This is a genomic window from Kitasatospora sp. NPDC040550, assembly GCF_055594965.1.
This window is the reverse complement of the sequence record NZ_JBVIWC010000004.1, coordinates 76,625-99,330: the sequence shown is the minus strand read 5'-3', so window position 1 is coordinate 99,330 and position 22,706 is coordinate 76,625. Positions and strand designations below refer to the sequence as shown.

Sequence of the window (22,706 nt, the reverse complement as noted above, 5' to 3'; positions counted from 1 at the left end):
TCAAAGCCACGCCACCGATTTCACCCCCCTGGGGCATCAAGTCGTCCACGGATCGACTCGATTGACTCTCCGGGGGGTGATGCGCGCTCTCCCCCGCATCCGCGCACCCGCACCACCCGCGCACCCGTGGAGGAGAGACCGTGCCCCGCTTCCCGTCCCGCCTCGCCGTCGCCGGCGCCGCCGTCGCCCTCACCGTCGGCCTGATCACGCCCGGCGCCGCCCAGGCCGACACCACGCCCGCCACCCGGGCCGGCGCGCTCAAGTGGGCCGCCCTCGGCGACTCCTACACCGCGGGCGTCATCGAGGCCACCGGCGACCTCACCGCACCCCAGGACGGCTGCGCCCGCACCACCGGCTCCTACCCCGAGCTCATCCGCCGCGAGCTCGGCGCGCTGGTCGACCTCCACAACGCCAGCTGCAGCGGCGCCACCAGTCCGAACGTCTCCGCGAACAAGCAGAGTCCGCTCGGCCGCCCGCTGCCGCCCTTCGGCAGCGACCCCAACGCGCCGTACCCGCCCGTCCCGCCGCAGATCGACGTCGTCGACCCGGACACCGCCGTGATCACCGTGGGCATCGGCGGCAACGACCTCGGCTTCGGCCAGATCCTCAAGGACTGCATCGAACTCGGCGCCACCCACCTCGGCCTGGGCACGCCCTGCAAGGACAAGTACGACGCCCAGCTCCCCGGCCGGCTCAACCAGCTGCGCACCGACTACGGCACCATGCTCGCCGCCCTCCGGGCGAAGGCCCCGTCCGCCAAGGTCGTCACCGTCGGCTACCCGCACCTGGTCCCCGAGGACGCCGCCCGCTGCCGGTACGGCGACCTGCTGCAGTTCGGGACCTTCACCACCGGCGACCTCGCCTGGGCCCGCGACAGCATCCTCAGGCCGCTCAACCTGGCCATCGAGCAGGTGAGTTCGGCCCAGCAGGACACCTACGTCGACCTCTACCCCGGCTCCGCCGGACACAGCGTCTGCGACCCCGACCACTGGCTGGACGGCGTGCTGACCAGCATCCTGCCCGTCACGTACGCGCTGGTGCACCCCAACGCCAAGGGCCAGTCCTTCGCCGCCGGGCAGGTCAAGCGCACCGTCCTGGGCGGCTGAGGGAAATCCGGTGGCACGGCCCACCGTCGGGGATCATCCTGATCGGATGATCATCCGCGAAGCCACCCCCGAGGACTGGTCGGCCATCTGGCCGTTCTTCCACGACATCGTCGCCGCCGGCGAGACCTTCCCCTACCCCCTGGACATGCCCTCCGAGCTGGGCCGGGAGTGGTGGATGAAGACCGCCCCCGACCGCACGGTGGTCGCCGTCGACGAGGACGGCACGGTCCTCGGCACCGCCACCATGAACCGCAACCGCCCCGGCAACGGCGGGCACGTGGCCAGCGCCAGCTACATGGTGGACCCGGCCCACCACGGCAAGGGCATCGGGCGGGCCCTGGTCGAGTACACCCTCGACTGGGCCCGCCGGGCCGGCTTCCGCGCCATGCAGTTCAACGCGGTGGTCGCCAACAACGACCACGCCGTCAAGCTCTACCGCTCGCTGGGCTTCGAGGTGGTCGGCACCGTCCCCGAGGCCTTCCACCACCCGGTCGACGGCTACGTCGGCCTGCACGTCATGTACCGCCCGCTGTAACCACGGGGCCTACTCCTCGATCGCCCCGCCGACCCGCCGCAGGTGCTGCCGGAAGCTGTACGACGGGTCGGCGGCGCGGCGCTCCAGGAACTCCTCGAAGCGGGTCTGCCTCCGCAGGGTGTCCCCGGCCGTGATCCGCCCGGCCTGCGCCCGTTCGGTGGCGGCGATCCCGGCGGCCGTCTCCAGCACCTCCCCGGCCCGGTCGGCCGGCACGAACAGCACGCCGTCCGCGTCCGCGAACACAACGTCCCCGGCGGTCACCAGGTGCGGCCCGAACCGCGCCGACTCCAGCGCCGCCGGCTCCCGCCCGTCCAGCCGCAGCGGCCCCACCGGCAGCGCGCCGTAGCTGAACACCGGCAGCCCGATCTCCACCAGCTCGGGGGTGTCCCGGTGCAGCCCCCACACCACGATCCCGGCCACCCCGGCGGCCCGTGCCTCCAGCACCGCGAGGTCCCCGATGCAGGCCTCGTCGGTCCGCCCGCCGTTGTCGATCACCAGCACGTCCCCGGCCAGCGCGCCCCCGTACGCCTCCAGGAACACGTCCACGCTCCCGTAGTGCCGCACCGGCAGCGCCCGCCCCGCCACCCGGGTCCCGGCCACCACCGCCCCCACCCCCACCGGCGCCGCCCGCACCCCCACCCCGAGCCGCACGCACGCATCCGCCACCAACGGCGTCGACAGCCCCTCGAACTCCTTGAACATCCCCAACTCCTCCCGCTGAAAGCCCGGTTCACAGCAGCGAAGATCCTGAGCCCGGCCGCCGGAACAACGGAACGGCCCGCACCCCCCGTCAGGGGTGCGGGCCGTTCATCCTGCCGCCAGGGTCAGCTACGGGTGGCCATGGCGCGCAGGAAGAAGGTGAGGTTGGCCGGGCGCTCGGCGAGGCGGCGCATGAAGTAGCCGTACCACTCCTGGCCGTACGGGAGGTAGACCCGCATGGTGTTGCCCTCCTCCGCGAGGCGCAGCTGCTCCTCGGGGCGGATGCCGAACAGCATCTGGTACTCGAAGGAGTCCCGGGTGCGGTTGTTCCACTGGGCCAGCTGGCCGGCGATCTTGATCATGTTGGGGTCGTGCGAGGCGATCATCGGGTAGCCCTCGCCGGCCATCAGGATCTTGAGCGCGCGGACGTACGCGAGGTCGACCTCGTGCTTGCCCTGGAAGGCGACCGACTCGGGCTCCTTGTAGGCGCCCTTGCACAGGCGCACGCGGGAGCCGGGGCCGGAGAACTCGCGGCAGTCGGCCTCGGTGCGGCGCAGGTAGGCCTGGAGGACGACGCCCAGCCAGGGGTAGTCGGCCCGCAGCTCGCGCGCGATGGCGAGGGTGGAGTCGGTGGTGGTGTGGTCCTCCATGTCGAGGGTCACCGTGGTGCCCGCGTCGGCGGCGGCCTCGCAGATGCGGCGGGCGTTCTCCAGCGCGATCTTCTCGCCGTCCACCGGCAGGAACTGGCCGACGGCCGACAGCTTGACGGACACCTCGGCGCCGGCGGCGAGGCCGGTCTCCTTGAGGGCCTTGAGCAGGTGCTCGTAGGCCTCGGCGGTGCCGGCGGCCTGCGCGGCGTCCTGGGTGTCCTCGCCGAGGTGGTCGAGGGTGACCTTGCGGCCGGTCGCGACCAGGTCGTCGGTCGCGGTGACGGCGTCGTCGAGGACGTCACCGGCGACGAAGCGCTCGACTATCGCGTGGGTCGGGGGGAACTTCTCGACCACGGTGCGGACCTGGGGGGACCGCGAGGCCGCGAGAAGGGCGGAACGGAGCATCGTGACTCCTGGAGCTGGTGTTTCCAAGGGTGGCAGAAAGGGGGCCGGGGCGGCGGTACGGGGGTGAGCCGCCGCCCCGGCGGGGCGGCGCCCGGCTGCGGGGCCGGGCGTCGCGGGTGACCGTTGGCTACTGGCGCAGAGCTGTCGAGAAGCGGAGCCGTCGAGAAGCGGAGCTGTCGCGAAGCAGAGCGGTCGGGGCCGGGCCGGGCCGGTCAGCCCATGTGCGGGTAGCGGTAGTCGGTCGGCGGGACGAAGGTCTCCTTGACCGAGCGGGTCGACGTCCAGCGGGCCAGGTTCTGCTTGGCGCCGGCCTTGTCGTTGGTGCCGGAGGCGCGGCCGCCGCCGAAGGGCTGCTGGCCGACGACGGCGCCGGTGGGCTTGTCGTTGATGTAGAAGTTGCCGGCGGCAAAGCGCAGCTTGTGCATGGCGTCCTGGGCGGCGGCACGGTCCTGGGCGATGATCGCGCCGGTCAGGCCGTAGGCGGACACCGACTCCATCTGCGCCAGCATCTCGTCGTACTTCTCGTCCTCGTAGACGTACACGGCGAGGATCGGGCCGAAGTACTCGTCGCGGAAGTACTCGGAGGCCGGGTCCTGGCAGACCAGGACGGTCGGGCGGACGAAGTAGCCGACCGAGTCGTCGTAGGTGCCGCCGGCGATGACCTCGACGGACTCGTCGGCGTGGGCGCGGTCGATGGCGGCCTTGTTCTTGGCGAAGGCGCGCTCGTCGATGACGGCCGACATGAAGTTGGCGAGGTCGCTGACGTCGCCCATGGTGAGGCCGTCGACCTCGGCGGCGAACTCGTCCTTGAGGCCGGCCCAGATCGAGGCGGGGACGTAGGCGCGGGAGAGCGCCGAGCACTTCTGGCCCTGGAACTCGAAGGCGCCGCGGGTCATCGCGGTCTTGAGCACGGCCGGGTCGGCGGACGGGTGGGCGACCAGGAAGTCCTTGCCGCCGGTCTCGCCGACGATCCGCGGGTAGGTGCGGTAGCCGGCGATGTTGTTGCCGACCTCGCGCCACAGGTGCTGGAAGGTGGCGGTGGAGCCGGTGAAGTGGATGCCGGCCAGCGCGGGGTGCTTGAGGGCGACGGCGGAGACGTCCAGGCCGTCGCCGGTCACCATGTTGATGACGCCCTTGGGCAGGCCGGCCTCCTCCAGCAGCTGCATCAGCAGGTGCGCGGAGTACTGCTGGGTGGGGGACGGCTTCCACAGCACCACGTTGCCCATCAGCGCGGGCGCGGTCGGCAGGTTGCCGGCGATCGCGGTGAAGTTGAACGGGGTGATCGCGTAGACGAAGCCCTCCAGCGGGCGGTGGTCGCTGCGGTTCCACACGCCGTCCGAGGAGATCGGCTGCTCGGCCATGATCTGGCGGGCGAAGTGCACGTTGAAGCGCAGGAAGTCGACCAGCTCGCAGGGGGTGTCGATCTCGGCCTGCTGGGCGGTCTTCGACTGGCCGAGCATGGTGGCGGCGGCCAGGGTCTCGCGCCAGGGGCCGGCCAGCAGGTCGGCGGCCTTGAGGAAGATCGCGGCGCGGGAGTCGAAGGAGAGCGCCTGCCAGGCCGGGGCAGCGGCCAGGGCAGTGTCGATGGCTTCCTGCGCGTCGGCCTGGGTGGCGTTGCGCAGGGTGCCGAGCCGAGCCGCGTGGTTGTGCGGCTGGACGACGTGGATCTCGGTGCCGCCGCCCATCCGGCGCTCACCGTTGATCGTCATGGTCAGCTGGACCGGCTCCTGGCCGCCCAGCTCCTTCAGCTTGGCCTCCAGACGAGCCCGTTCGGGGCTGCCGGGGGCGTAGCTGTGGACCGGCTCGTTCACCGGCGCGGGGACCTGGGTCACAGCATCCATGAAGCGCACGCTCTCCTTCGTTCCATGCGGGGGAAGACCTGTGCGGGTCACGCACAGGCCACAGCACGAACGCTATTCCTGGCCGCCGGGCCACTTGATTGGCCGGGCGGCTAAATTCCCCCGTACGGCGTTGTCCGGACCGACGAAAGCGATCACACAACGGTCACGACAGCCCCATCTGCCCTACCTGCCCCACCGGCACCACCCTCGGCGGGACGCCCGGCCGGAACCGTTGGACGGTCCCGGTCCTGTCCGCCCGGCTAAAATCGACCGCACACCGTTGTCCGAGCGGATGAAGGAGGTCCGGAGTGACCACCCCCGGCCTTCCGCTCCGCCAGCTGCTGATGTCACTGGGCGAACCCCTGGTCGAACTCCAGGCCGCCCCCCAGGGCCTGGACGTCCCCGTCCGCGACGTCGCGATCCTCGATCCGGAGGACCCTCCCACCGCCTCCCCCGGCGAACTCGTCCTCGCCATCGGCGCCCGCGGCCGCGCCGCCCTCCCCGCCCTGCGTGCCGCCGGCCGGGCCGGCGCCGCCGCCGTCGCGGTCAAGCTGGACGCCCCCGGCCAGGCCGACGCCCTGCGCGAGGCCGCCACCGACGCGGGCGTCGCCCTGCTGTCGGTGCGCCGGGAGACCCGCTGGGAGCACCTGGACTCGCTCGCCCGGGCGATCATCGCCGGCCCCGACGCCCCGGCCTCCCCCGGCGCCCCCGAACCCAACGCGGGCGACCTCTTCTCCCTCGCCCAGACCGTCGCCGTGCTCACCAACGGCATCGTCTCGATCGAGGACACCTCCAGCCGGGTCCTCGCCTACTCCCGCTCCTCCGACTCCGACGAGGTCGACGACCTGCGCCGGCTCTCCATCCTCGGCTGGCAGGGCCCCGAGCCGTACCTCTCCAAGCTCCGTGAGTGGGGCATCTTCCAGCACCTGCGCAGCTCGGACACCCCGATCGCGGTCGAGCCGCACCCCGAACTCGGCCTGCGCCGCCGCCTGGCGGTCGGCATCCGGGCCGGCGCGCAGCCGCTCGGCACCATCTGGGTGCAGGAGGGCGCCCAGCCGCTGGCCGCCCACGCCGAGCAGGCCCTGGTCGGCGCCGCCCGGGTCGCCGCCGCCCAACTGGTGCGCCGCCGCCGCGAGTTGTCCGCCGACGTCCGACTCACCCAGACCCTGCTGACCGGACTGCTGGAAGGCTCCACCGGCCCCCAGTCACTGGCCACCCACCTCGGCCTGGACCTGCGCCGCCCGGCCACCGTGCTCGCCTACGGCGCCCACACCACCGAGGCGCTGCACCGCTCCGACGTCACCGGCCTGATCTCGGTGCACACCGCCGCCCGGCACCGCGCCGCACTGCTCGCCCCGATCGAGTCCCGGGTCTACGTGCTGCTGCCCGAGCTCCCGCCCGGCCTGCCGATGACCACCCTGCGCGGCTGGGCGGCCGAGGTGGTCACCGCCGCCCGGGAGCACCTCGGCGTCCCGCTGCGCGCCGCGATCGGCTCGACCGTCGACGGCCTGTCCCAGGTGCCGGACTCCCGCGCCCAGGCCGACCGGATCCTGGACGCGATGGGCCGCGGCGGGGTCGACCTCGACGTCGCGGCGCTGATCGACGTCCAGGCCGAGGTGCTGGTCAGCGAGGTGCTCGCGCTGCTCCAGGACCGCGTCGGCCTGCGCGACCCGCGGCTCACCGCGCTCACCGAGTACGACCGCCGCCACCACACCCGGCTCGCCGAGTCGGTGCTCGCCTGGCTGGACGCGCTCGGCGAGGTCCGGGTCGCCGCCGACGCCCTGCACATCCACCCCAACACCCTGCGCTACCGGGTGCGCCGCGCCGAGCAGTTGACCGGCATCGACCTCGCCCAGCCGCAGCAGCGGCTGCTGGCGATGCTGCAACTGCGGCTGCCCGCGGACGAGTAGTCCGCGGGCAGCCGCTCACGCACCGGAGGCCGGGCGCCGGAGGTCAGGCGCCGTACCCCTGGCCGCGCTTGTGCTCGTTCAGCCGCCGCCACGGCCCGCTGATCGCCAGCTGGATGCCCGGCTCCTGGATGTTGGCGAAGAGGGTCCGGCCGTCGTCCGAGAAGGTCACCCCGGTGAACTCGCTGAACTCGGGCTTGCCGACGCTGCCGATGTTCAGCTCGTTGCGCGCGATCGGGTAGACCAGCCCGTCCTCGGTGGCGCCGAACAGGTGCGAGATCCCGTTGCCGTCCTCGGCGATCACGATGCCGCCGTACGGCGAGACGGTGATGTTGTCCGGGCCGTCGTAGTTGTCGTGGTCGCCCAGGACGTCGTCGTTGACGCCCAGCAGCACCTTGAGGGTGATGGTGCGACGCGCCGGGTTGTAGAACCACACCTGGCCGTCGTGCTGGACCGGGCTCTCCGAACGGGCGTAGCTGGAGACGAAGTAGAAGCCGCCGTCTCCCCACCACATGCCCTCCAGCTTGCGGGCCCGGGTGACCTCGCCCTCCTTGAACTGCTTGCGCACCGAGACGGTCCGGGCGTCGCGGTCCTGCACCTTGACCCAGTCGGCGCCGTAGACGGTACCGACCTTGGTGGCCCGGGAGAGGTCGTCGACGAACCTGCCCTGGGCGTCGAAGACCTTGAAGGCCTCCAGCACGCCGGCGTCGGCGGCGAGCTTGCGCAGCTGGTGGCGGCCGTGCCGGAAACCGGCCGGCGGGGTCCAGCGGAACAGCAGCCCGTTCGGGTTGGAGGCGTCCTCGGTGAGGTAGACGTGGCCGCGCTTGGGATCCACCACCACGGCCTCGTGGGCGTACCGGCCGAAGGCCTTCACCGGCTGCGGGTCGCGGTTGTAGTCGTCGTCGAAGGGGTCGACCTCGAAGACGTAGCCGTGGTCCTTGGTGAAGCCGTTCTTGCCGGCCCTGTCCTCGGTCTCCTCGCCGGACAGCCAGGTGCCCCACGGGGTCACCCCGCCCGCGCAGTTGGTGGCGGTGCCGGCGATGCCGACCCACTGCTCGACCGAGCCGTCCCGCTTGGCGTGCACGATGGTGCAGCCGCCGGCCGCGCCCGGGTCGTAGACGTGCCCCTCGGTCAGCGGCACCGGGTGCGGCCAGTTGGCCCGGGCGCCGGACAGCTCGTGGTTGACCACCATCAGGTTGCCGCCGCGCTCGTCCTCGAAGGCGGACGTGCCGTCGTGGTTGCTCGGCGTGAACTCGCCGGTGCGCAGCCGGGTCTGCCCGGCCCGGTTGAGCACCTGGTACGAGAAGCCCTTGGGCAGCGAGAGCAGCCCGGCCGGGTCCGGCACCAGCGGGCCGTAGCCGATCGCGGCGCCGCCCGCCGCGTTGGTCCCGGCGGCACCGGCCGCGGCGGCGACCGGGGCCTCGCCGCCGACCGGCGCGGCGATCGCACCGGGGGCGCTGGCCAGCGCCTCGGCGCCGCCGGCGATCAGCACGCCGGCCCCGACGAGGGTGGAACGGTTGACGAAGTCCCGACGGGACAGCGACATGGCAGCAACTCCTGGGGGTGTACGGGCGTCGAGGCAGGTCGTCGACGCCCAGCAGACTCCGCCGCAGGGATGAACCCGGCATGACGCCCACCGCACGACGAGGCGTCCATTTGCCAACCGATGACCGACACATGACCCGGGCTTTACCGAGTGCGGGTCAGCCGCGCCCCGTCCGCCACTGCTCCCAGGCCGACAGCCACAGCTGCTCCACCAGCCGGTGCTCCTCCGGGGTGCCCGAGCCGGCCGCCCCCGGGCGCTCCCGCCACAGCTGCTCCCAGGCCCGCTGCGCCGGCAGGCTCGCCACCTCGCTGGCGAACACGGTGTACCGGACCACCTCCTCGACCGCCGCCTCCCCCTCCGGCGTGCCGATCAGCCAGTGCGTCTGCTGGGACAGCCGGTTGAGGTGGTTGACCATCGAGGTCACCGCCGCCGCGGCCTCCTCCCGGGTCTCCGTGGCGAGCCGCATCTGCTGGCGCACCGCCGCCTCCCAGCGCACCGCGCAGGCGTCCCCGCGCAGCCCGCGCGGCAGCCGCGGCGTCCGCCCGACCCGCACCTGGGCCTCGATCGCGGCGGCCTCCGCGATGCTCTGGGCGATCAGTTCCCGGTGCGCCTCCAGCCCCGCGGCGGGCGGCAGTTCACGCTCCTCGACCGGTACGTAGCGGGCCCGCCGGGAGGCCAGGTCGCGCAGCAGCTCGGTGCGCCCGCGCAGGTAGCAGTCGAAGTCCCCGATCCCGGCCAGCTCCACCCCGCCGGGGGGCAGCCCGCGCCCGCACACCGTGACGGCCTGCCCGTCGACCCGCAACCGGCCGGCCCACACCGGCCCGGCGGCCTCCGGGCCACCACCCGCCGCACCGGCCGGCGCCCCACTCAGTGCCCCACTCGGCGCCCCACCGACCGCACCACGGCCGACCGCACCGCCGGCAACCGGCCGGTCCTCGTGCACCTCCACCGGGCAGGGCTCGCCGTCCACGGTGATCCACTCCCGCAGCGTCCGCACCCGGCCCGGACCGTCGCCCTCGTCGACGCCCAACTGCTCGTAGACGCGGTCCCGTTCGTCCTCGACCACGTCCTCCAGCTCGGGCAGCACCTCACAGCCGTCGGCCCCCGGCCGGTACGTCCGCACGGTCACGTACGGCCCGGCCGCGGTGGTCCAGTCGCCGCACTGCACCTCGACCCAGCGCAGCTCGCCGCCGCAGGTCTCGAAGGCCGCGAGCGCCTCGCCCCGACCGGGCGGCCCGGCCACGCCGTACACCGGGAAGTCCACCGCGGAGAGGGTCCGGCGGGAGAACTCCTCCTGGCCGGCGAACCGCTCCTGCCCGCCCGACCGCTCCGGCCCCGACCGCTCGACGTTCCACTCCTGGGGCCTTCCGCCGCTCTCCCGCACCATCCTCTGCCGCACCCCCGAGTCCTCGCGCCCGCACCGCTGACGCCACCTTACGTGCCGGGAGCTGCCGGGTCATCAGCTCCGCTGCCGTACGGGGGCGGTGGCCGTGTCCGTCGGCCACGATGTCAGCCGCCCTCCCTACGCTGGCGGCATGACAGCACAGAACGACGCAGCCCAGCCCGCCTTCCCCGCCCGGATCAGCATCGTCACCCTCGGCGTCTCCGACCTCGACCGCAGCGCCCGCTTCTACCAGGACCTCGGCTGGCGGCGCTCCTCCGCCTCCAGCCCGGAGATCGTCTGGTTCCGCACCGCCGACTCGGTGCTGGGCCTCTTCCCCGCCGAGGAGCTGGCCGCCGACGCGGGCGTGCCCGCGACCGGCGAACCCTCCTTCCGCGGCGTCACCCTGGCGGTGAACCTGGAGTCCCCCGCCCTGGTGGACGCCGCGCTGCACACCGCCGTCGAGGCCGGCGCCGTGGTGGTCAAGCCGCCGGTCCCGACCAGCTGGGGCGGCTACTCCGGCTACTTCGAGGACCCGGACGGGCACCTGTGGGAGCTGGCCCACAACCCGTTCTTCCCGTTCACCGAGGACGGCTCGCTGGACCTCCCGTAGCCGCCGCCGACTCTTCGGCAGCCTCCCGTCAGCCCCTCCTCAGCCCCCGTCACAGCCCCTCGCCGGCCCCTCCTCAGCCCTTCGACCGGGCCTTGAAGGCCGCCTTGCGGGCCTCCTTGGCCAGCGCCCGGTCCGTGTGCAGCTCGCCGATCGCCTCCAGGACGTCCGCCGTGTACGGGTGGTCGACCCGCCACAGCTCACCGAACCACGACGCCGGGTCGCCCTTCACCGGCAGGTCGGTGATCAGCTCGCGCAGCAGCGCCGCGTCGCCGCCGCTGTCCAGCAGCTGGGCGGCGAAGGTGTCGACCACCGTCCACAGCGCCATCGTCCGGTCCGGCACCGGCACGTCCGTCGCGCCCAGCGCAGACAACCAGGCGCGGGCCGCACCACCGAGTTCCGGGTCGTCCAACACCTCCCGGACGGCGGGCTCGGCGCCCGCCCCCAGCAGGTTCAGCGCCGAGACGCACAGCATCCGGCGCAGCGGACCGTACGCGTCGTCGCCGCGCGCCGCCGCCAGCAGCTCGCGCGCCGCCGGCTCCGGCTCCCGGCCGGCCACCCAGACCCGCAGCTCCTCCTCCGGCAGCACGTTGGCCGCCTCGCACACCCCGCGCAGCAGCTCGGCGGCGTCCCCCTGGGCCAGCTCGCCGACCAGCGGGGCGTCGTAGCCGTCCTCCAGCAGCCACTGCCGGATGCCGTACTGGCCGAGCGGGGTGAGCCGGACCAGCCCGAAGCGGGCCGACTCCTCCTCGTCCAGCGGCGCCTCTCCGACGACGGGCTCCTCGCCCTCCTCCTCGTCGAACAGCTCCGGGTCGATCGGCCGGTACTCCAGCAGGCCCAGCTCGGCGAGGTCGCCCAGCATCGGGTCCAGGGCGACCATCACGTCGGTGATGTCGCCGAGCAGTTCCTCGCTCGGCTCCTCGCCCTCCGGCACCACCAGCAGCGCGGCCAGCACGCCCAGCGGCACCGTCTCGTTGCCCGGCTCGGCGAAGGCGGTGGTCTCGTACAGCACCTGCAGCGCCTCGTCGAGCAGCTCGGCGGCGGCGTCCCGGGCCTCCTCGACCTCGCTCAGGCCGTCCTCGTCCTCCTCGTCCGCCGCGTCGGCCCGCTCACCGTCCTCGTCCTCCTCCGGCAGCGAGTCCGCCTCCACCGCCAGTTCCCGGACGATCCCGGCGGCGGTCAGCCACAGCTCCAGGACGGTCTCCGCGTCCCCCTGCTCGGCGGGCTCCAGGTCCGGGCCCGGGACGGCGACGTGCTCGCCCTCCTTGGTCGTGCCCAGCTCCACCAGGTCCAGGTCGCAGGCCAGCGACCAGGCCCGCAGCGCCTCGACCTCGGCCTCCTCCGGCACCTCGCCCTCGGCCGGGGCCAGCCCGAGCAGCCGGGCGACCGGCGCCCGGTCCTCCTGGACCAGGTCCCCGAACTCGTCCACCACCCGGTGCGGGGACGCCCAGCGGGCCAGCGCCAGCGCGTAGCCGAACATCGGCACGGCCTTCGCCTGCTCGGCCAGCTCCTGCTCCGCGGGCAGCTTCACCGGCGGCACCAGGACCGCCGCGTCGTCCAGGTCCTCGTCGTCCAGGCCGTGCGCGGCGAACGCCCCGTAGAGGTCCTGGAGCTCCAGGTCCGCGGGCAGGACCGCCTCGGCCGCGCCCTCTCCGGCCGAAGCCCCCGCGTTCTTCCGACGTCGTCCGGCCATCGTCGTGTGCTCTCCCTCAGCCAGCGGTCAGCTCGAACAGCTCCGCGTGTCGATCTACCACCTCAGCGTATAGGCCGGGCACCCCCGATGCCCGGCCTCACAGGGCGCGCAAAGGGGCGCGCGCCGCTTCCGTGCGCCCACCCCTTATCCTTCGCATTGGCACCGCGCACAACCCCGCGCGGGCCACCGGGCAACGAAGCCCCCTTCTCTCAGCTCACCCGCTCCACCAGGGAGCCCCGCACCGCGGCCACCACCACAGCGCCTCAGGACGGGCGCACCGGCACACCCAGCCGACCCCGGTGGCGCCCGGCCACAGGAGACCCCTGCCATGGCGGACCTCTCCCCCGCCGGCTCCGCGCTGCGCACCGCGCAGCTCGACGGACGCCGACTGTCGGAGGCCCTGCTCCCCCTGGAGCTCGCGCCCCGCGCCCAGCTCCAGCTCGCCGCGATCAGCCGCTGGAACGCGCTGCGCGGCATACGCGTCGGCCTGGTCGCCGCCGCCCTGCTGTTCATGCTGATCGGTGCCAACCTGGCGACGCCGATCTACCCGATGATCCAGCAGCGCCTCGGCCTCGGCCCGCTCGACACCACGATCCTCTTCACGATCTACGTCTTCGCGCTGGTCCCGGTCCTGGCCGTGGTCGGCCACTGGTCCGACCACCTCGGCCGCCGCGCCCTGATCCTGCCCGCCGTGGTCCTGGCCGCCGCCGGGGACCTCGTCTTCGCCACCTCCGGCAGCTTCTGGCAGCTCGCCCTCGGCCGGGCCGTCCAGGGCATCGCCGTCGGCCTGTCCACCGGCGCCGCCGGGGCCGCCCTCGGCGACCTGCTGCCCGACCAGCCGACCCTGGCCGCCAAGCTCACCCTGGCCTGCTCGGCGGGCGGCGTCGCGCTCGGCCCGGTCGTCGGCGCCCTGCTGGCGAACGGCTCCGACCCGCTGCTGACGCCCTTCCTCCTGCACGCCGTCGCCCTGCTCGCGCTCTGCGTGCCGCTGGCGGTCGTCCACCCCCGGATGCCCGGCCGCAACCGCCCGCCCGCGTCGCCGCCCCGCATCACCACCCCGGCCCACCTGCGCCCGCAGCGCCTGCGACTGCCGGTCACCGGCCGCCGCGAGTTCCTGCTCGCCGCCTCGGCCGGCTTCATCTCCTACGCGGTCTTCGGCGTCTACCTCAGCCTGGCACCGGCCTTCTCCGCCAAGCTGCTGCACACCGACTCGCACCTGACCGGCGCGATCGTGGCCGCCCTGCTGCTCGGCTCCTCGGCCGCCGCCCAGCTGATCGTCCCGCCCACCGCCGACCGCACGGTCATCGCCCTCGGCATGACCGGCCTGGCCACCGGCCTCGCCCTGGTCGTCGCCGCCGGGTACACCGGCACCCCCGCGCTGCTGTTCATCGGCAGCGTCCTCGGCGGCGCCTGCCAGGGCGTCGCCTTCCGCTCCCTGTTCACCACCGCCGTCGCCGCGATGAACCCGGAACGCCGGGGCTCCGAGATGAGCTCCCTGTGGATCATCGTCTACCTCGGCAGCTCCCTCCCCATCGTCATCGTCGGCGCCCTGGTCAAGAGCTACGGCCTCCTCCCCGCCATCAGCGGCTTCGCCAGCGTCGCCGCCCTCCTCTGCGCGGCCCTGGCCCTCGCCGTCGCCCGCAAGCCCAAGGCCGCCTGACCCCCGCACGCCCCAAACGCCGCTGCCCGGGACTTCCCCTTCGGAAGTCCCGGGCAGCGGCGCTTCCCCCACCGGCTGAACACCCGCGCATCATCTGCTCCGTCGAACAGCTCTCCCACCGTTCCCCACCATCCACCCCCCACCCGCCTCCCGGCGGGTGCCCGCCCCGACCCCGCCGCAGGAGCAGGAGCGGGGCGAAGCTCCTGCCGGAAGCGAGAGGCCCCGTCCTGCCGGACCCTCCACACCCGTACTACCAGGCGCCATCGCCCCAGGCTCAGCGGATCGAGCGGATCATCGCAGTCAGCCGGGGCGAGTCCGGAGAGGGCTGTTGCGCATTGAACGCCCTATAGCCCCAGGACTCGTAGAGCCGCTGGACCTTGCCGTCTCCGGCGAGCGGGTTGACCAGGAGGGTGACACGGTCCTCAACGCGGCGGCGCAGCAGGTCATCGTGGATTCGGCGGGCGGCACCCGTGCCCCGCCATGGGACCCGGACGCCGATTTCCTTGACGGCCAGAGCAGGGGTCTCCGTGTAGCCGGCCGGAAGGGGCTCGGTCATGCGCTTCCAGTACCGGTCGCCCGCCTCGATCGTGTTGCCGTAGGCGTAGCCGACCGGTACCTCGCCGTCGTAGCCGAGGACGAGCCCGAAGCCGGGCTCGGTGGCATGCCGATCGAGGCGTTCGGCGAACACGTCGACGCGGTAGTTCGGCAGGCGCAGCAGTGGGGCCCGCACGTCGGCGTACACGTCCAGCAGATCCTGCCGGGCCTCAGGGGGCAAGGTGGTGTGGTGGCGGAGTTCGACGGTCACGCGGTGGTCCTCCAGGTGTTGTGGGCGTACGCCGTCCAGGTCCGATCCGGGCCGCTGCCGTCGGCCAACTTGTGCAGCGAGGTGCCGAAGGCGACCAGCATCCGGATGACGCGGGGGTGCGCGGAGTCCTCGGCCGGGACGGACATGGCGGTGGCGACTGCGGGCTCCAGATCGCCCTGTCCGAGCTGGGCCCGGGCGAGCCGGACGGTGGTGATCGCGCGGGACCGCTGCATGGTGTCACGTCGCTGGGCGATGCTGCGGTGTGCGTGTGCTTCCGCGTCCTCCCAGTTCCCGGCCGCCAGGTGGGCGGCGAGGGCGAGGGAGTCGAGTTCGGACTGGTCGTAGAAGGCGGTGATCCACACCGGTCGGGAGACGCCGAGGTCCGCGCGGTTGAGGGCGTCCTGTGCGTGTCCGACGGATCGGCGGACGGCGTTGGAGTCCCCGGTCAGGCCGTGGATGGCCGCGTGCCGCGCGTGTCCGAGGGAGGCGAACAGCGGGTCACGCCGGGAGATCGGCAGGCTGCGGGCGACCTCATTGGCGGCGAGCGCGTCGCCGGCCTGCCCGAGGTGCCGGTACAGGCTCCCCGCGTGGGACCAGATGCGGAACTGGATGCCGGAGTCGCCGGACATCGCCGCCAGGGTGGCGGCCTTCTGGTGGTGTTCGAGGGCGGCGCCGAAGCGACGGCCGTCGATCGCGGCCCACATCGCCGAGGACGTGAACGATGCCGCGCACGCGTACAGCTGGGCCCGGACCCGCTGGGTCGCGGTGCCGTTCTTCTGCAGGTCGAGGGCTTCCTCGGCGAGCGCGGTCGCCCTGGTCTCGATGCTGAGCCGACCGCCGTGGCGGTGGTCGCTGGCGATGACCTCGACGAAGCGGCTCTGCAGTCTCCGCACGTCACCGACGCCGATCCGGCCGCTCGATGCCACGGCAGGGGAGCCTGTGAGCACGGTCACGGCCGCGCCTCCGGCCGCCGCTATGAAGTCGCGTCGCCTCACGTCGTCCTCCGGTGTGGTGCGGGCCCGCCCGGTCGGGACGAAGCCCAGGTCTTCGGGCGTACATGCGAATACTGCCCTGAGTGCGAGGCGGATCTTCACCGGTGGCCACCGGGTCGCGCCGGTCAGCCAGTTGTGCACCGTGCGCTCTGAGACGGAGCCGAGCCTCCCCGTGAGAGTCCTGATTTCGGTGTTCACTTCGCGCGCCAACTCGGCCTTCGTCATGCGGCGTTCGGTCATCCGGAGGCGGAGCGGGACATTGGCCAGCATGGGGTCACCGTAGTCGTGTTGTCACGTGCCGCACATGAGGCCAGGCAATGGGACGGTCAAGTTTTCCGGTCGAGACGGGACCAGAGTTTCTGCAACTTTGCCTCACCATAAGGCTTATGACGGTCGTTCACTGATTGCGCGCCGCTCGACCCCGGGCGGCCCCGGCGCAGGATCCCGTCTCGTGAATGGACCTGCGGCGGCCCAGTCTCCACCCTTGGAGGGTCAGCATGATGCACTCTCCGGCCCAATATCGGCGCCGCATCGCCCGTCGTCCGAGGACGGTCGTTCTCCAGACGGACCCTTTCTGCAACCTGGACTGCTCCTACTGCTACCTGCCCGACCGCAAGCGGCGGGCCCCGATGTCGGTCGCGGTCGCCGAGGCGGTGGCCCGTTCCGTCGCCGAGTTCGCCGATACCGCGTCGCCGGAGCCGGTCGAGGTGGTCTGGCACGCCGGCGAGCCGCTGACCGTCGGCCGCACTCGGCTCGCGGAGCTGCTGGCCCCGTTCGAGCCGTTGCGGCAGGCCGGGCTGGTCGAGCACTCGGTGCAAACCAACGCCGTCCTGATCACCCCGGCCTGGTGCGAGTTCCTCACCGCGTACGGGTTCCGCGTCGGGGTGAGCGTCGACGGCCCTTCCGAGCTCAACCAGCGGCGCGTGGACTGGTCCGGACGCCCGACCTTCGGCCGGATCATGAAGGGCGTCGAGTGCCTGCGCGACTACGGCGTACGGTTCTCGGCGATCGCGGTCGTCAGCGCGGAGAGCATCGGTGATCCCGAGGGCCTGCTCGACTTCATGGCCGACCTCGGCTGCCACACGGTGGGTCTGAACATGGAGGAGAGGGAAGGCGTCAACACCGACCGGGCAGTTCCCACCCCCGAGCAGGCCCGCGCGTTCTGGCGCCGCGCCATCACCTGGTCACGCCGCCACCGCAACCTGGCCATCCGCGAGATCGACCGGCTCGGCGGCTACCTGCGGGATGTCCGCGCCGGACACCAGGCCGCCTGGGACCGCGTGTCGATCGACCCGATCCCGACCATCGCCTCCAACGGCGACGTCGTCCTGCTTTCGCCCGAACTCGCTGGGATCACCGACCCGGCCTACGGGGACTTCCGGGCCGGGAACGTCCTGGAGCGGAGCGTCGGCTCGATGCTGGACCAGGCTCACCGCCTGCGCTACGTACGTGAGTTCCTGACCGGACTGGACGCCTGCGAAGCCACCTGCGATCTCTTCGACTTCTGCCGAGGGGCCCAGGCCGGCAATCGCTACTTCGAGAACGGCCGCCTGGACACCACGGAGACGAACTACTGCCGCGTGTCCCGGCAAGCCCTGGTCACCGCTCTGTCCGACAGCGTCCAAGAAGAGAAAGTCGCATGACCCTGCTCGAACTGCTGGCCGCCAGCAACACCGCCGTCGTCGCCGACCTCACCCGCCTCGCCGTGACCGACCCCACCGCCGGGCCGTTCGACAATCGACCCACCTGGGACAACAACGGGCCGAAGTTCGACAACCGGCCCACTTGGGACAACTGGTCGAACAAGAACAAGGGCAAGTAACGCCACCCGGACGCACCCGGGCCCGCACCAGCTGGTGCGGGCCCGTCCCTCGAGAGAGCGGAGCCCCTCATGGACAGCATCACCTTCGGCCGTGTCACCGTGACCCTGCCCCACCTGAACGAGCCCGGCCTGTACCTGTCCAACGTCACCACCCTGGATTCCGCCCGGGGCATCGTCCAGGACTTCCAGTACGGCGACGCCGACCTGCGGGCCCTGGACCTCGCCGAGACCCGCCTCGTCACCGGCCGCGTCTCCAACGTGCGGGCCGACCGCGTGCAGTTCGACCAAGTCCGCCTTGATTCCGTTGAGTTCGACACCTGCGACCTCGCCGCCACTCGCATCACCGACAGCAAGCTCTCCCGCGTCGTCTTCCGCAACTGCAAGATCATGGGCGCCAGGCTCGTCGGTGTGACCCTGGACAACGTCCTCTTCGACAACTGCAAGCTCGACTACACAACCTTTGAGCAGATCCGCGCCACCGGCGCGGTCGTCTTCTCCAAGTGCGGGCTCACCGAGGCGTCGTTCACCGGCTGCGACCTCGGCGGCGCGGTCCTCGACACCTGCATCCTGCGGCTGACCGAGTTCGGCCGGGGCAAGTACCAGGGCCTTGACCTGCGGGGCAACAACCTGACCACGCTGAGAGGCGTCGCCAACCTCGGCAAGGTCCTCATCGACCGCACCCAGCAGGCCGAACTCGCCGAAGCCTTGGTCGCCGAGCTGGACGTGACCTTCACCGACACCCTCGACGACCGGTGAACCACGCCTGGGAGGAATCCGCGTGACTCTCGCGATCGCCCACAGCGATCCCGCCGCCCTCATCGCCAGGTGTGACAGCACCGGCGTCCGCACCGCACGCGGCGAGCCCGAGTACGAGAACGGGGCCGTCCTCCCGACCGGCCCCTGGCAACCCCTCACTGCCGTGCTGGCGGCAGAACTCCGCTCGACCGAGCAGAGCGACAGCACGCTGGTGGAACTGGTGAAGCTGCCCGACGGCCCGCCGCCGGCCACCCTTCCCACGCTCGCTGACCAACTCGGCGACCCCGACGCCGTCCACCTCGGCCAAGCCACGAGCCCGGCCAAGGCTCTCACCACCACCCCGAATTACCAGGACGGCCGCCGTATCGGCCTGCACATCGACAACTGGGACAGGCTCCGCTACCAGGCCAAGCACACCGGTCGCCGACGCCTGTGCTTCAACCTCGGTCCGGGAACCCGCTACCTCCTGCTCGGTGGCCTCGACATCCGCGCTGTCTGCCGCGGACTCCACACTGACCCCGAGGACCACTATCCGCACACCGACGACCTGCGGTCCTACACCGCCCTCGGGCTACCCCTGCGTGTCTTCCGGCTGCGGCTCGACCCCGGCGAGGGCTACATCGCCCCCACCGAACTACTGCCCCACGACGGCTCCACCGAGGGCCAGCCCCAACCATCCACCGCCGCGTTCTGGCTCGGCCACTGGCCACGTGGCGTCCTGGCCTCACTGATCTGACACCGGCCCGTGCGAGTTGTTCCGCTGCCCGTGATGGTGGCAGCGCCGCGTCCGCCCCATTCACGTAGGAGACTTCCATGGCTGCTGCGCCTCCACAGAACCCCCGGCCGGTCACGCCTCGGCTGCCGACCGGCCCGACCTTCGACCAGGAGCTGTGCGCGCTCGTACTCGACACCGCACCCCGGCTGTTCGCCGTCGTCCAGGTCTGGGGCGAGGGACTCTCGGACGTCGACGGGTGGGTCGTGGCCTGGGGGGTCGCCGACCACAGCGGGCAAGCGCACGTGATCGGCATCGACGGGCAGGCGCGAATGACCCTCGCGTCTCCCAACCGGGCCTTGCGCCATTTCGCCGGGCGACCGGGGATCACTGCACGGCTGGTCTGGCTCGCGCAGCCGAGTGCAGCCGCAATGGAGCAGGCCGAAGCCGCCTGACTGCGGCCTGCTGGCGCGCGCGGGCCGGTAGCTATGTCAGCACACTGGTCTCACGTTGAATACCACGAACAACTCACGCTACGTCAAACATCGTGGTACGTTCCGTAATCCAATCAAAAACGGGTGACCCCGGCAGCGCGCCAACGCTCCGGGGTCCGGCAACAGGAGCTAGACCTCCCGATGCGCATCCATCGTAGCGCCCACGTGCGCAACTTCACCGTGCTACCCAACGCCGTTCTCCAGTACCGGCGGTTGAGCTACACCGCCCGCGGCCTGCTCGCGGACCTCCTCTCCCGGCCCGATGGCTGGCGCGAGGACGGGCGGCACATGGCCGACAGCAGCCCCCAGGGGCGCGGAGCCGTCCGAAAGGCGTTGAAGGAGCTGACCGAGGCCGGGTACTACCGGGTCGAGAAGATCCGCATGCCGGACGGCACGATCATCACCGAAACCCACGTCTACGACACCCCGCAGCTCGCGCGCCCGGGTGCCACCCGTCCGGCGCCCGGTGCAGCGGCAACCGGCCGTGCTGGCAGCCCTGTTGTAAAGGACCGGCACCAAGAACCCTCCCTCCCCCCGAGCCCGGCAGACGAAAGCGACCGGGGAGGCGAGGAGGAACCACCCGAGATCCGCGAAGCGGTGGCCACCCTGTTCCGGGTGATCCGCCCCGAGCCCCGGCTGCGCCTGGGCAAGGCCGAGGCCCGGGAGCTGGCCCCCTTGGTGGCGCAATGGCTGCAGCGCGGCGCGACCAACGCCGACCTCACGAACGCCCTGCTGCCGGGCCTGCCCACCCCGGTGCACTCGGCTGCGGCCGTGCTCCGCTACCGCCTGGTGCACAAAATGCCGCCCGCCCGGCCCGCTGCACGGCCACCGGCCCGCTACGCCGAGTGCGCCAAGTGCCACGACCCCGTGCCACGACCGGGCATCTGCCGCCCGTGCGCCGGGCTGACCGCCCGAACCCCCACGGCCCACCAGGGCGCGGACGTGGCCACCGCAGGTGCCGCCCGAGTCCGAACTGCCCTGCGCTCCGCGATGACCGGCAGTCGGCCTGCGCAGATCGCAGCCTGAGACGTATTCCACCAGGGCCGGACGGCGCCCGGCGAGGGCCGGGGCGGGCACCCGCCGACAGGCGGGTGGGGGGTGGATGGTGGGGAACGGCGGTGGACTTGCCCCGGCTCCACCTGCCCCATGAACCAGCTCCCGCAGTACCAGCAGCCCGGACCGCTGTTCCCCGGGCACCCGCACTCCCACAGCCGGTACAAGGCAGGGGACTTCCCGGTCGCGGAGCACGCCCACGCCCACACGATCAAGCTCCCGGTCTGGCATCGTGAGCAGGATCTCGAAGTGGCCGAGCAGTACGTCCGCGCGGCCGTCAAGATCAGCGACCATCACAAGGAGCTGCAGTGACTGTCACCTCCCCCGAGTTCGTGGCCGGCCTGGCGGCCGACGCCGACGCCGCCGGAATCAGCGGCTTCGTCGCCGCCGCCGTGATCAATCACGACGGCCGGGTCCTGCTCGTGCGGCGCAACCCCGACGACTACATGGGCGGGATGTGGGAGATCCCCTCCGGCACCGTCGAGGCCGGGGAGAGCATCCTGGAGGCCCTGTACCGCGAGACCGCAGAGGAGACCGGGCTGACCATCAAGGAGGTCACCGGCTACATCGGGCACTTCGACTACCAGAACAGCCGCGGCGGCACGACCCGCCAGTTCAACTTCGCCGTCACCGTGGAGAAGACCGAACCGGTCGTCCTCACCGAGCACGACGCCCACCAGTGGGCACTCCCCGGTGAGCTGCCCGAAGTGAGCGACGCGGTTTGCGAGCTGATCGCCCGCTGAGATGGTGCGAGTGCGGCGGGGCCCTCGGATTCCCCGAGGGCCCCGCCGCACCAAGGTCGAGCTGCCCTGCTGCGGCTCAAGAGGGTTAATGCCGATGCGCCGAGGATAACGAGTGGAGCTTCGAGGACCGCACCGGCTCCGAGTTCAGCCAGGAAGGCCGAGGCGAGCACCTCCTGGGGAGATCCCCCTCACCCTTGTGCTCCGGACGTGCTGCGGCCCGGGGCGGGCCGTCCCGGGCCGCGAGCATTTCACACCGCGCCTTAGTCGCTCCCGGCCTCCAACTCTCCGTATCGATCCGGAAGTCGGCGGGCTTCGACGGTCTGGCCACCAAGTACGGTATGAGCCACCAGTCACAGAGCATTGACGGCATCCGGTGAGACTACGGCCGCCAGACCGCTCTGAAACCTCGGTGATCAAGGAGTATGCGGGTGGCGGACATTCACCCTCTGGTCACTGCTGAGCAGTGGCGGGATGCCCAGACAATCTGGGACTACCACCAGATGCACCACGAGCTGGGTCCGTGCGATGCGGCGATCGGCCTCGGCAGCCACGATCTCGGAGTGCCGGTCTACGCGGCCGAGCTCTACCACGAGGGTTTCTTCCCGACCCTGGTCTTCACCGGTGGTCCCAATCCCACCCACCCGGAGCGGTTCCCTCGGGGCGAGGCGGTGCACTTCCGCGAGCACGCTCTTGAGCTCGGCGTCCCGCAGTCCGCGATCCTTCTGGAGCCGAACGCCACGAACACGGGCCAGAACATCAGCCTCTCGCGGGAGGCACTGGCCTCGGCCGGACGTGAGGTTCGGTCGGTGATGCTGATCGCGATGCCGTACATGGAGAGGCGCGCGTTCGCCACCTGCCGGAAGCTGTGGCCGGACGTTGAGGTGGTTTGCGCCTCGGCACCAGTGAGGCTAACCGACTACACAAAGGACTTCGCGAGCGAGAAACACGTCATCGACATGCTCGTCGGGGACATGCAGCGGGTGATCGAGTACCCGAAGCTCGGGTTCGCCGTCGAGCAGGAGGTCCCGGAGGAAGTCAATGCCGCTTACGACCGGCTCTGCTGCGCCGGCTTCGACACACGACTCATCAAGTCCTGACATTCTGCCGCCGCTCGGCCGGACAGGCGCCGGCCTGACAACCCGCACCCTCACAACCGGCTAGGGCGCAGAGGTGGCAGCCGCCGGTGCCGGACGGCCGGACGGCGCCCGGCGAGGGCCGGGGCGGGCACCCGCCGACAGGCGGGTGGGGGGTGGACGGTGGGGAACGGCGGTGGACTTACCCCACCCCACCAGATCA

At 72.0% G+C, this 22,706-nt stretch carries 22 protein-coding genes; 14 read left to right on the top strand and 8 right to left on the bottom strand.

Annotated features, from left to right (window positions below; translation table 11 throughout):
- Positions 1-140 precede the first annotated feature (140 nt).
- Complete coding sequence (locus tag ACZ58X_RS08170) at positions 141-1,106, top strand: SGNH/GDSL hydrolase family protein (protein WP_470332826.1); 966 nt, start codon at positions 141-143, stop codon at positions 1,104-1,106.
- Between the two features lie 46 nt (positions 1,107-1,152).
- Positions 1,153-1,641 carry a GNAT family N-acetyltransferase gene (locus ACZ58X_RS08165; RefSeq protein WP_470332825.1) on the top strand — a complete coding sequence of 163 codons (489 nt, stop codon included), beginning with the start codon at positions 1,153-1,155 and terminating at the stop codon, positions 1,639-1,641.
- 9 nt (positions 1,642-1,650) lie between these two features.
- On the opposite strand, the gene ACZ58X_RS08160 is transcribed toward ACZ58X_RS08165, so the two are convergent.
- The 3 genes from ACZ58X_RS08160 to pruA all read right to left on the bottom strand — a co-directional run bounded on the left by ACZ58X_RS08160 (position 1,651) and on the right by pruA (position 5,236).
- Positions 1,651-2,343 (bottom strand): RraA family protein, encoded by a 693-nt coding sequence (locus ACZ58X_RS08160; RefSeq protein WP_470332824.1) that lies wholly within the window; start codon positions 2,341-2,343, stop codon positions 1,651-1,653.
- A gap of 122 nt (positions 2,344-2,465) precedes the next feature.
- Positions 2,466-3,395, bottom strand: coding sequence for a proline dehydrogenase family protein (locus tag ACZ58X_RS08155; protein ID WP_363427903.1), 930 nt, complete (start codon positions 3,393-3,395; stop codon positions 2,466-2,468).
- A 212-nt stretch (positions 3,396-3,607) separates the two neighbouring features.
- Positions 3,608-5,236 (bottom strand): L-glutamate gamma-semialdehyde dehydrogenase, encoded by a 1,629-nt coding sequence (gene pruA, locus ACZ58X_RS08150; protein ID WP_470332823.1) that lies wholly within the window; start codon positions 5,234-5,236, stop codon positions 3,608-3,610.
- Positions 5,237-5,544: 308 nt separating this feature from the next.
- On the opposite strand from pruA, the gene ACZ58X_RS08145 reads away from it, so the two are divergent.
- Positions 5,545-7,146 carry a PucR family transcriptional regulator gene (locus ACZ58X_RS08145; RefSeq protein WP_470332822.1) on the top strand — a complete coding sequence of 534 codons (1,602 nt, stop codon included), beginning with the start codon at positions 5,545-5,547 and terminating at the stop codon, positions 7,144-7,146.
- 43 nt (positions 7,147-7,189) lie between these two features.
- Here ACZ58X_RS08145 and ACZ58X_RS08140 read toward each other — a convergent pair whose 3' ends face one another.
- Both ACZ58X_RS08140 and ACZ58X_RS08135 read right to left on the bottom strand, forming a co-directional pair.
- Positions 7,190-8,689 carry an alkaline phosphatase PhoX gene (locus ACZ58X_RS08140; protein WP_470332821.1) on the bottom strand — a complete coding sequence of 500 codons (1,500 nt, stop codon included), beginning with the start codon at positions 8,687-8,689 and terminating at the stop codon, positions 7,190-7,192.
- A gap of 157 nt (positions 8,690-8,846) precedes the next feature.
- Entirely contained in the window at positions 8,847-10,088 is a 1,242-nt protein-coding gene (locus ACZ58X_RS08135; protein WP_470332820.1) for a hypothetical protein, read from the bottom strand.
- A 136-nt stretch (positions 10,089-10,224) separates the two neighbouring features.
- On the opposite strand from ACZ58X_RS08135, the gene ACZ58X_RS08130 reads away from it, so the two are divergent.
- Positions 10,225-10,683, top strand: coding sequence for a VOC family protein (locus tag ACZ58X_RS08130; protein WP_470332819.1), 459 nt, complete (start codon positions 10,225-10,227; stop codon positions 10,681-10,683).
- 73 nt (positions 10,684-10,756) lie between these two features.
- On the opposite strand, the gene ACZ58X_RS08125 is transcribed toward ACZ58X_RS08130, so the two are convergent.
- Positions 10,757-12,373, bottom strand: a complete 1,617-nt coding sequence (locus tag ACZ58X_RS08125) for a hypothetical protein (RefSeq protein WP_470332818.1) — start codon at positions 12,371-12,373, stop codon at positions 10,757-10,759.
- A gap of 328 nt (positions 12,374-12,701) precedes the next feature.
- Between ACZ58X_RS08125 and ACZ58X_RS08120 the strand changes: the two genes are divergently transcribed.
- A complete protein-coding gene (locus ACZ58X_RS08120; RefSeq protein ID WP_470332817.1) occupies positions 12,702-14,033 on the top strand; it encodes an MFS transporter in 1,332 nt (443 codons plus the stop codon).
- A 274-nt stretch (positions 14,034-14,307) separates the two neighbouring features.
- On the opposite strand, the gene ACZ58X_RS08115 is transcribed toward ACZ58X_RS08120, so the two are convergent.
- Positions 14,308-14,838 (bottom strand): GNAT family N-acetyltransferase, encoded by a 531-nt coding sequence (locus ACZ58X_RS08115; protein ID WP_470332816.1) that lies wholly within the window; start codon positions 14,836-14,838, stop codon positions 14,308-14,310.
- A complete protein-coding gene (locus tag ACZ58X_RS08110) occupies positions 14,835-15,764 on the bottom strand; it encodes a hypothetical protein (protein ID WP_470332815.1) in 930 nt (309 codons plus the stop codon). Before ACZ58X_RS08110 ends, ACZ58X_RS08115 begins: the two co-directional genes overlap by 4 nt.
- 563 nt (positions 15,765-16,327) lie before the next feature.
- Here ACZ58X_RS08110 and amcB point away from each other — a divergent pair.
- The 9 genes from amcB to ACZ58X_RS08065 all read left to right on the top strand — a co-directional run bounded on the left by amcB (position 16,328) and on the right by ACZ58X_RS08065 (position 22,507).
- Positions 16,328-17,473: a cyclophane-forming radical SAM peptide maturase AmcB gene (gene amcB / locus ACZ58X_RS08105; RefSeq protein WP_470332814.1), complete on the top strand. Its 1,146-nt coding sequence runs from the start codon at positions 16,328-16,330 to the stop codon at positions 17,471-17,473.
- On the top strand, positions 17,470-17,652 hold the full coding sequence (amcA, locus tag ACZ58X_RS08100) for a multiple cyclophane-containing RiPP AmcA (RefSeq protein WP_470332813.1): 183 nt from the start codon (positions 17,470-17,472) through the stop codon (positions 17,650-17,652). The genes amcB and amcA overlap by 4 nt, the downstream gene beginning before the upstream one ends.
- Before the next feature lie 69 nt (positions 17,653-17,721).
- Positions 17,722-18,408, top strand: coding sequence for a pentapeptide repeat-containing protein (locus ACZ58X_RS08095; RefSeq protein ID WP_470332812.1), 687 nt, complete (start codon positions 17,722-17,724; stop codon positions 18,406-18,408).
- A 22-nt stretch (positions 18,409-18,430) separates the two neighbouring features.
- Positions 18,431-19,144, top strand: coding sequence for a hypothetical protein (locus ACZ58X_RS08090; RefSeq protein WP_470332811.1), 714 nt, complete (start codon positions 18,431-18,433; stop codon positions 19,142-19,144).
- A 77-nt stretch (positions 19,145-19,221) separates the two neighbouring features.
- The gene (locus ACZ58X_RS08085; RefSeq protein WP_470332810.1) at positions 19,222-19,575 is read left to right on the top strand and encodes a hypothetical protein; all 354 of its coding nucleotides are present in this window, start codon (positions 19,222-19,224) and stop codon (positions 19,573-19,575) included.
- A gap of 180 nt (positions 19,576-19,755) precedes the next feature.
- Entirely contained in the window at positions 19,756-20,640 is an 885-nt protein-coding gene (locus ACZ58X_RS08080) for a hypothetical protein (protein ID WP_470332809.1), read from the top strand.
- Between the two features lie 120 nt (positions 20,641-20,760).
- Entirely contained in the window at positions 20,761-20,979 is a 219-nt protein-coding gene (locus ACZ58X_RS08075; protein WP_470332808.1) for a hypothetical protein, read from the top strand.
- The gene (locus ACZ58X_RS08070) at positions 20,976-21,410 is read left to right on the top strand and encodes an NUDIX hydrolase (protein WP_470332807.1); all 435 of its coding nucleotides are present in this window, start codon (positions 20,976-20,978) and stop codon (positions 21,408-21,410) included. Before ACZ58X_RS08075 ends, ACZ58X_RS08070 begins: the two co-directional genes overlap by 4 nt.
- Positions 21,411-21,838: 428 nt before the next feature.
- Complete coding sequence (locus tag ACZ58X_RS08065; RefSeq protein ID WP_470332806.1) at positions 21,839-22,507, top strand: YdcF family protein; 669 nt, start codon at positions 21,839-21,841, stop codon at positions 22,505-22,507.
- Positions 22,508-22,706: the final 199 nt, after the last annotated feature.

Excerpts from the sequence above, each read along its gene's own strand:
- ACZ58X_RS08140 (WP_470332821.1), bottom strand. The coding sequence starts at position 8,689 with ATGTCGCTGTCCCGTCGGGACTTCGTCAACCGTTCCACCCTCGTCGGG.
- ACZ58X_RS08075 (WP_470332808.1), top strand. The coding sequence starts at position 20,761 with ATGAACCAGCTCCCGCAGTACCAGCAGCCCGGACCGCTGTTCCCCGGG.
- ACZ58X_RS08165 (WP_470332825.1), top strand. The coding sequence starts at position 1,153 with ATGATCATCCGCGAAGCCACCCCCGAGGACTGGTCGGCCATCTGGCCG.
- amcA (WP_470332813.1), top strand. The coding sequence starts at position 17,470 with ATGACCCTGCTCGAACTGCTGGCCGCCAGCAACACCGCCGTCGTCGCC.
- ACZ58X_RS08130 (WP_470332819.1), top strand. The coding sequence starts at position 10,225 with ATGACAGCACAGAACGACGCAGCCCAGCCCGCCTTCCCCGCCCGGATC.
- ACZ58X_RS08125 (WP_470332818.1), bottom strand. The coding sequence starts at position 12,373 with ATGGCCGGACGACGTCGGAAGAACGCGGGGGCTTCGGCCGGAGAGGGC.
- ACZ58X_RS08120 (WP_470332817.1), top strand. The coding sequence starts at position 12,702 with ATGGCGGACCTCTCCCCCGCCGGCTCCGCGCTGCGCACCGCGCAGCTC.
- ACZ58X_RS08080 (WP_470332809.1), top strand. The coding sequence starts at position 19,756 with ATGCGCATCCATCGTAGCGCCCACGTGCGCAACTTCACCGTGCTACCC.
- ACZ58X_RS08095 (WP_470332812.1), top strand. The coding sequence starts at position 17,722 with ATGGACAGCATCACCTTCGGCCGTGTCACCGTGACCCTGCCCCACCTG.
- ACZ58X_RS08155 (WP_363427903.1), bottom strand. The coding sequence starts at position 3,395 with ATGCTCCGTTCCGCCCTTCTCGCGGCCTCGCGGTCCCCCCAGGTCCGC.
- pruA (WP_470332823.1), bottom strand. The coding sequence starts at position 5,236 with ATGGATGCTGTGACCCAGGTCCCCGCGCCGGTGAACGAGCCGGTCCAC.
- amcB (WP_470332814.1), top strand. The coding sequence starts at position 16,328 with ATGATGCACTCTCCGGCCCAATATCGGCGCCGCATCGCCCGTCGTCCG.
- ACZ58X_RS08160 (WP_470332824.1), bottom strand. The coding sequence starts at position 2,343 with ATGTTCAAGGAGTTCGAGGGGCTGTCGACGCCGTTGGTGGCGGATGCG.
- ACZ58X_RS08085 (WP_470332810.1), top strand. The coding sequence starts at position 19,222 with ATGGCTGCTGCGCCTCCACAGAACCCCCGGCCGGTCACGCCTCGGCTG.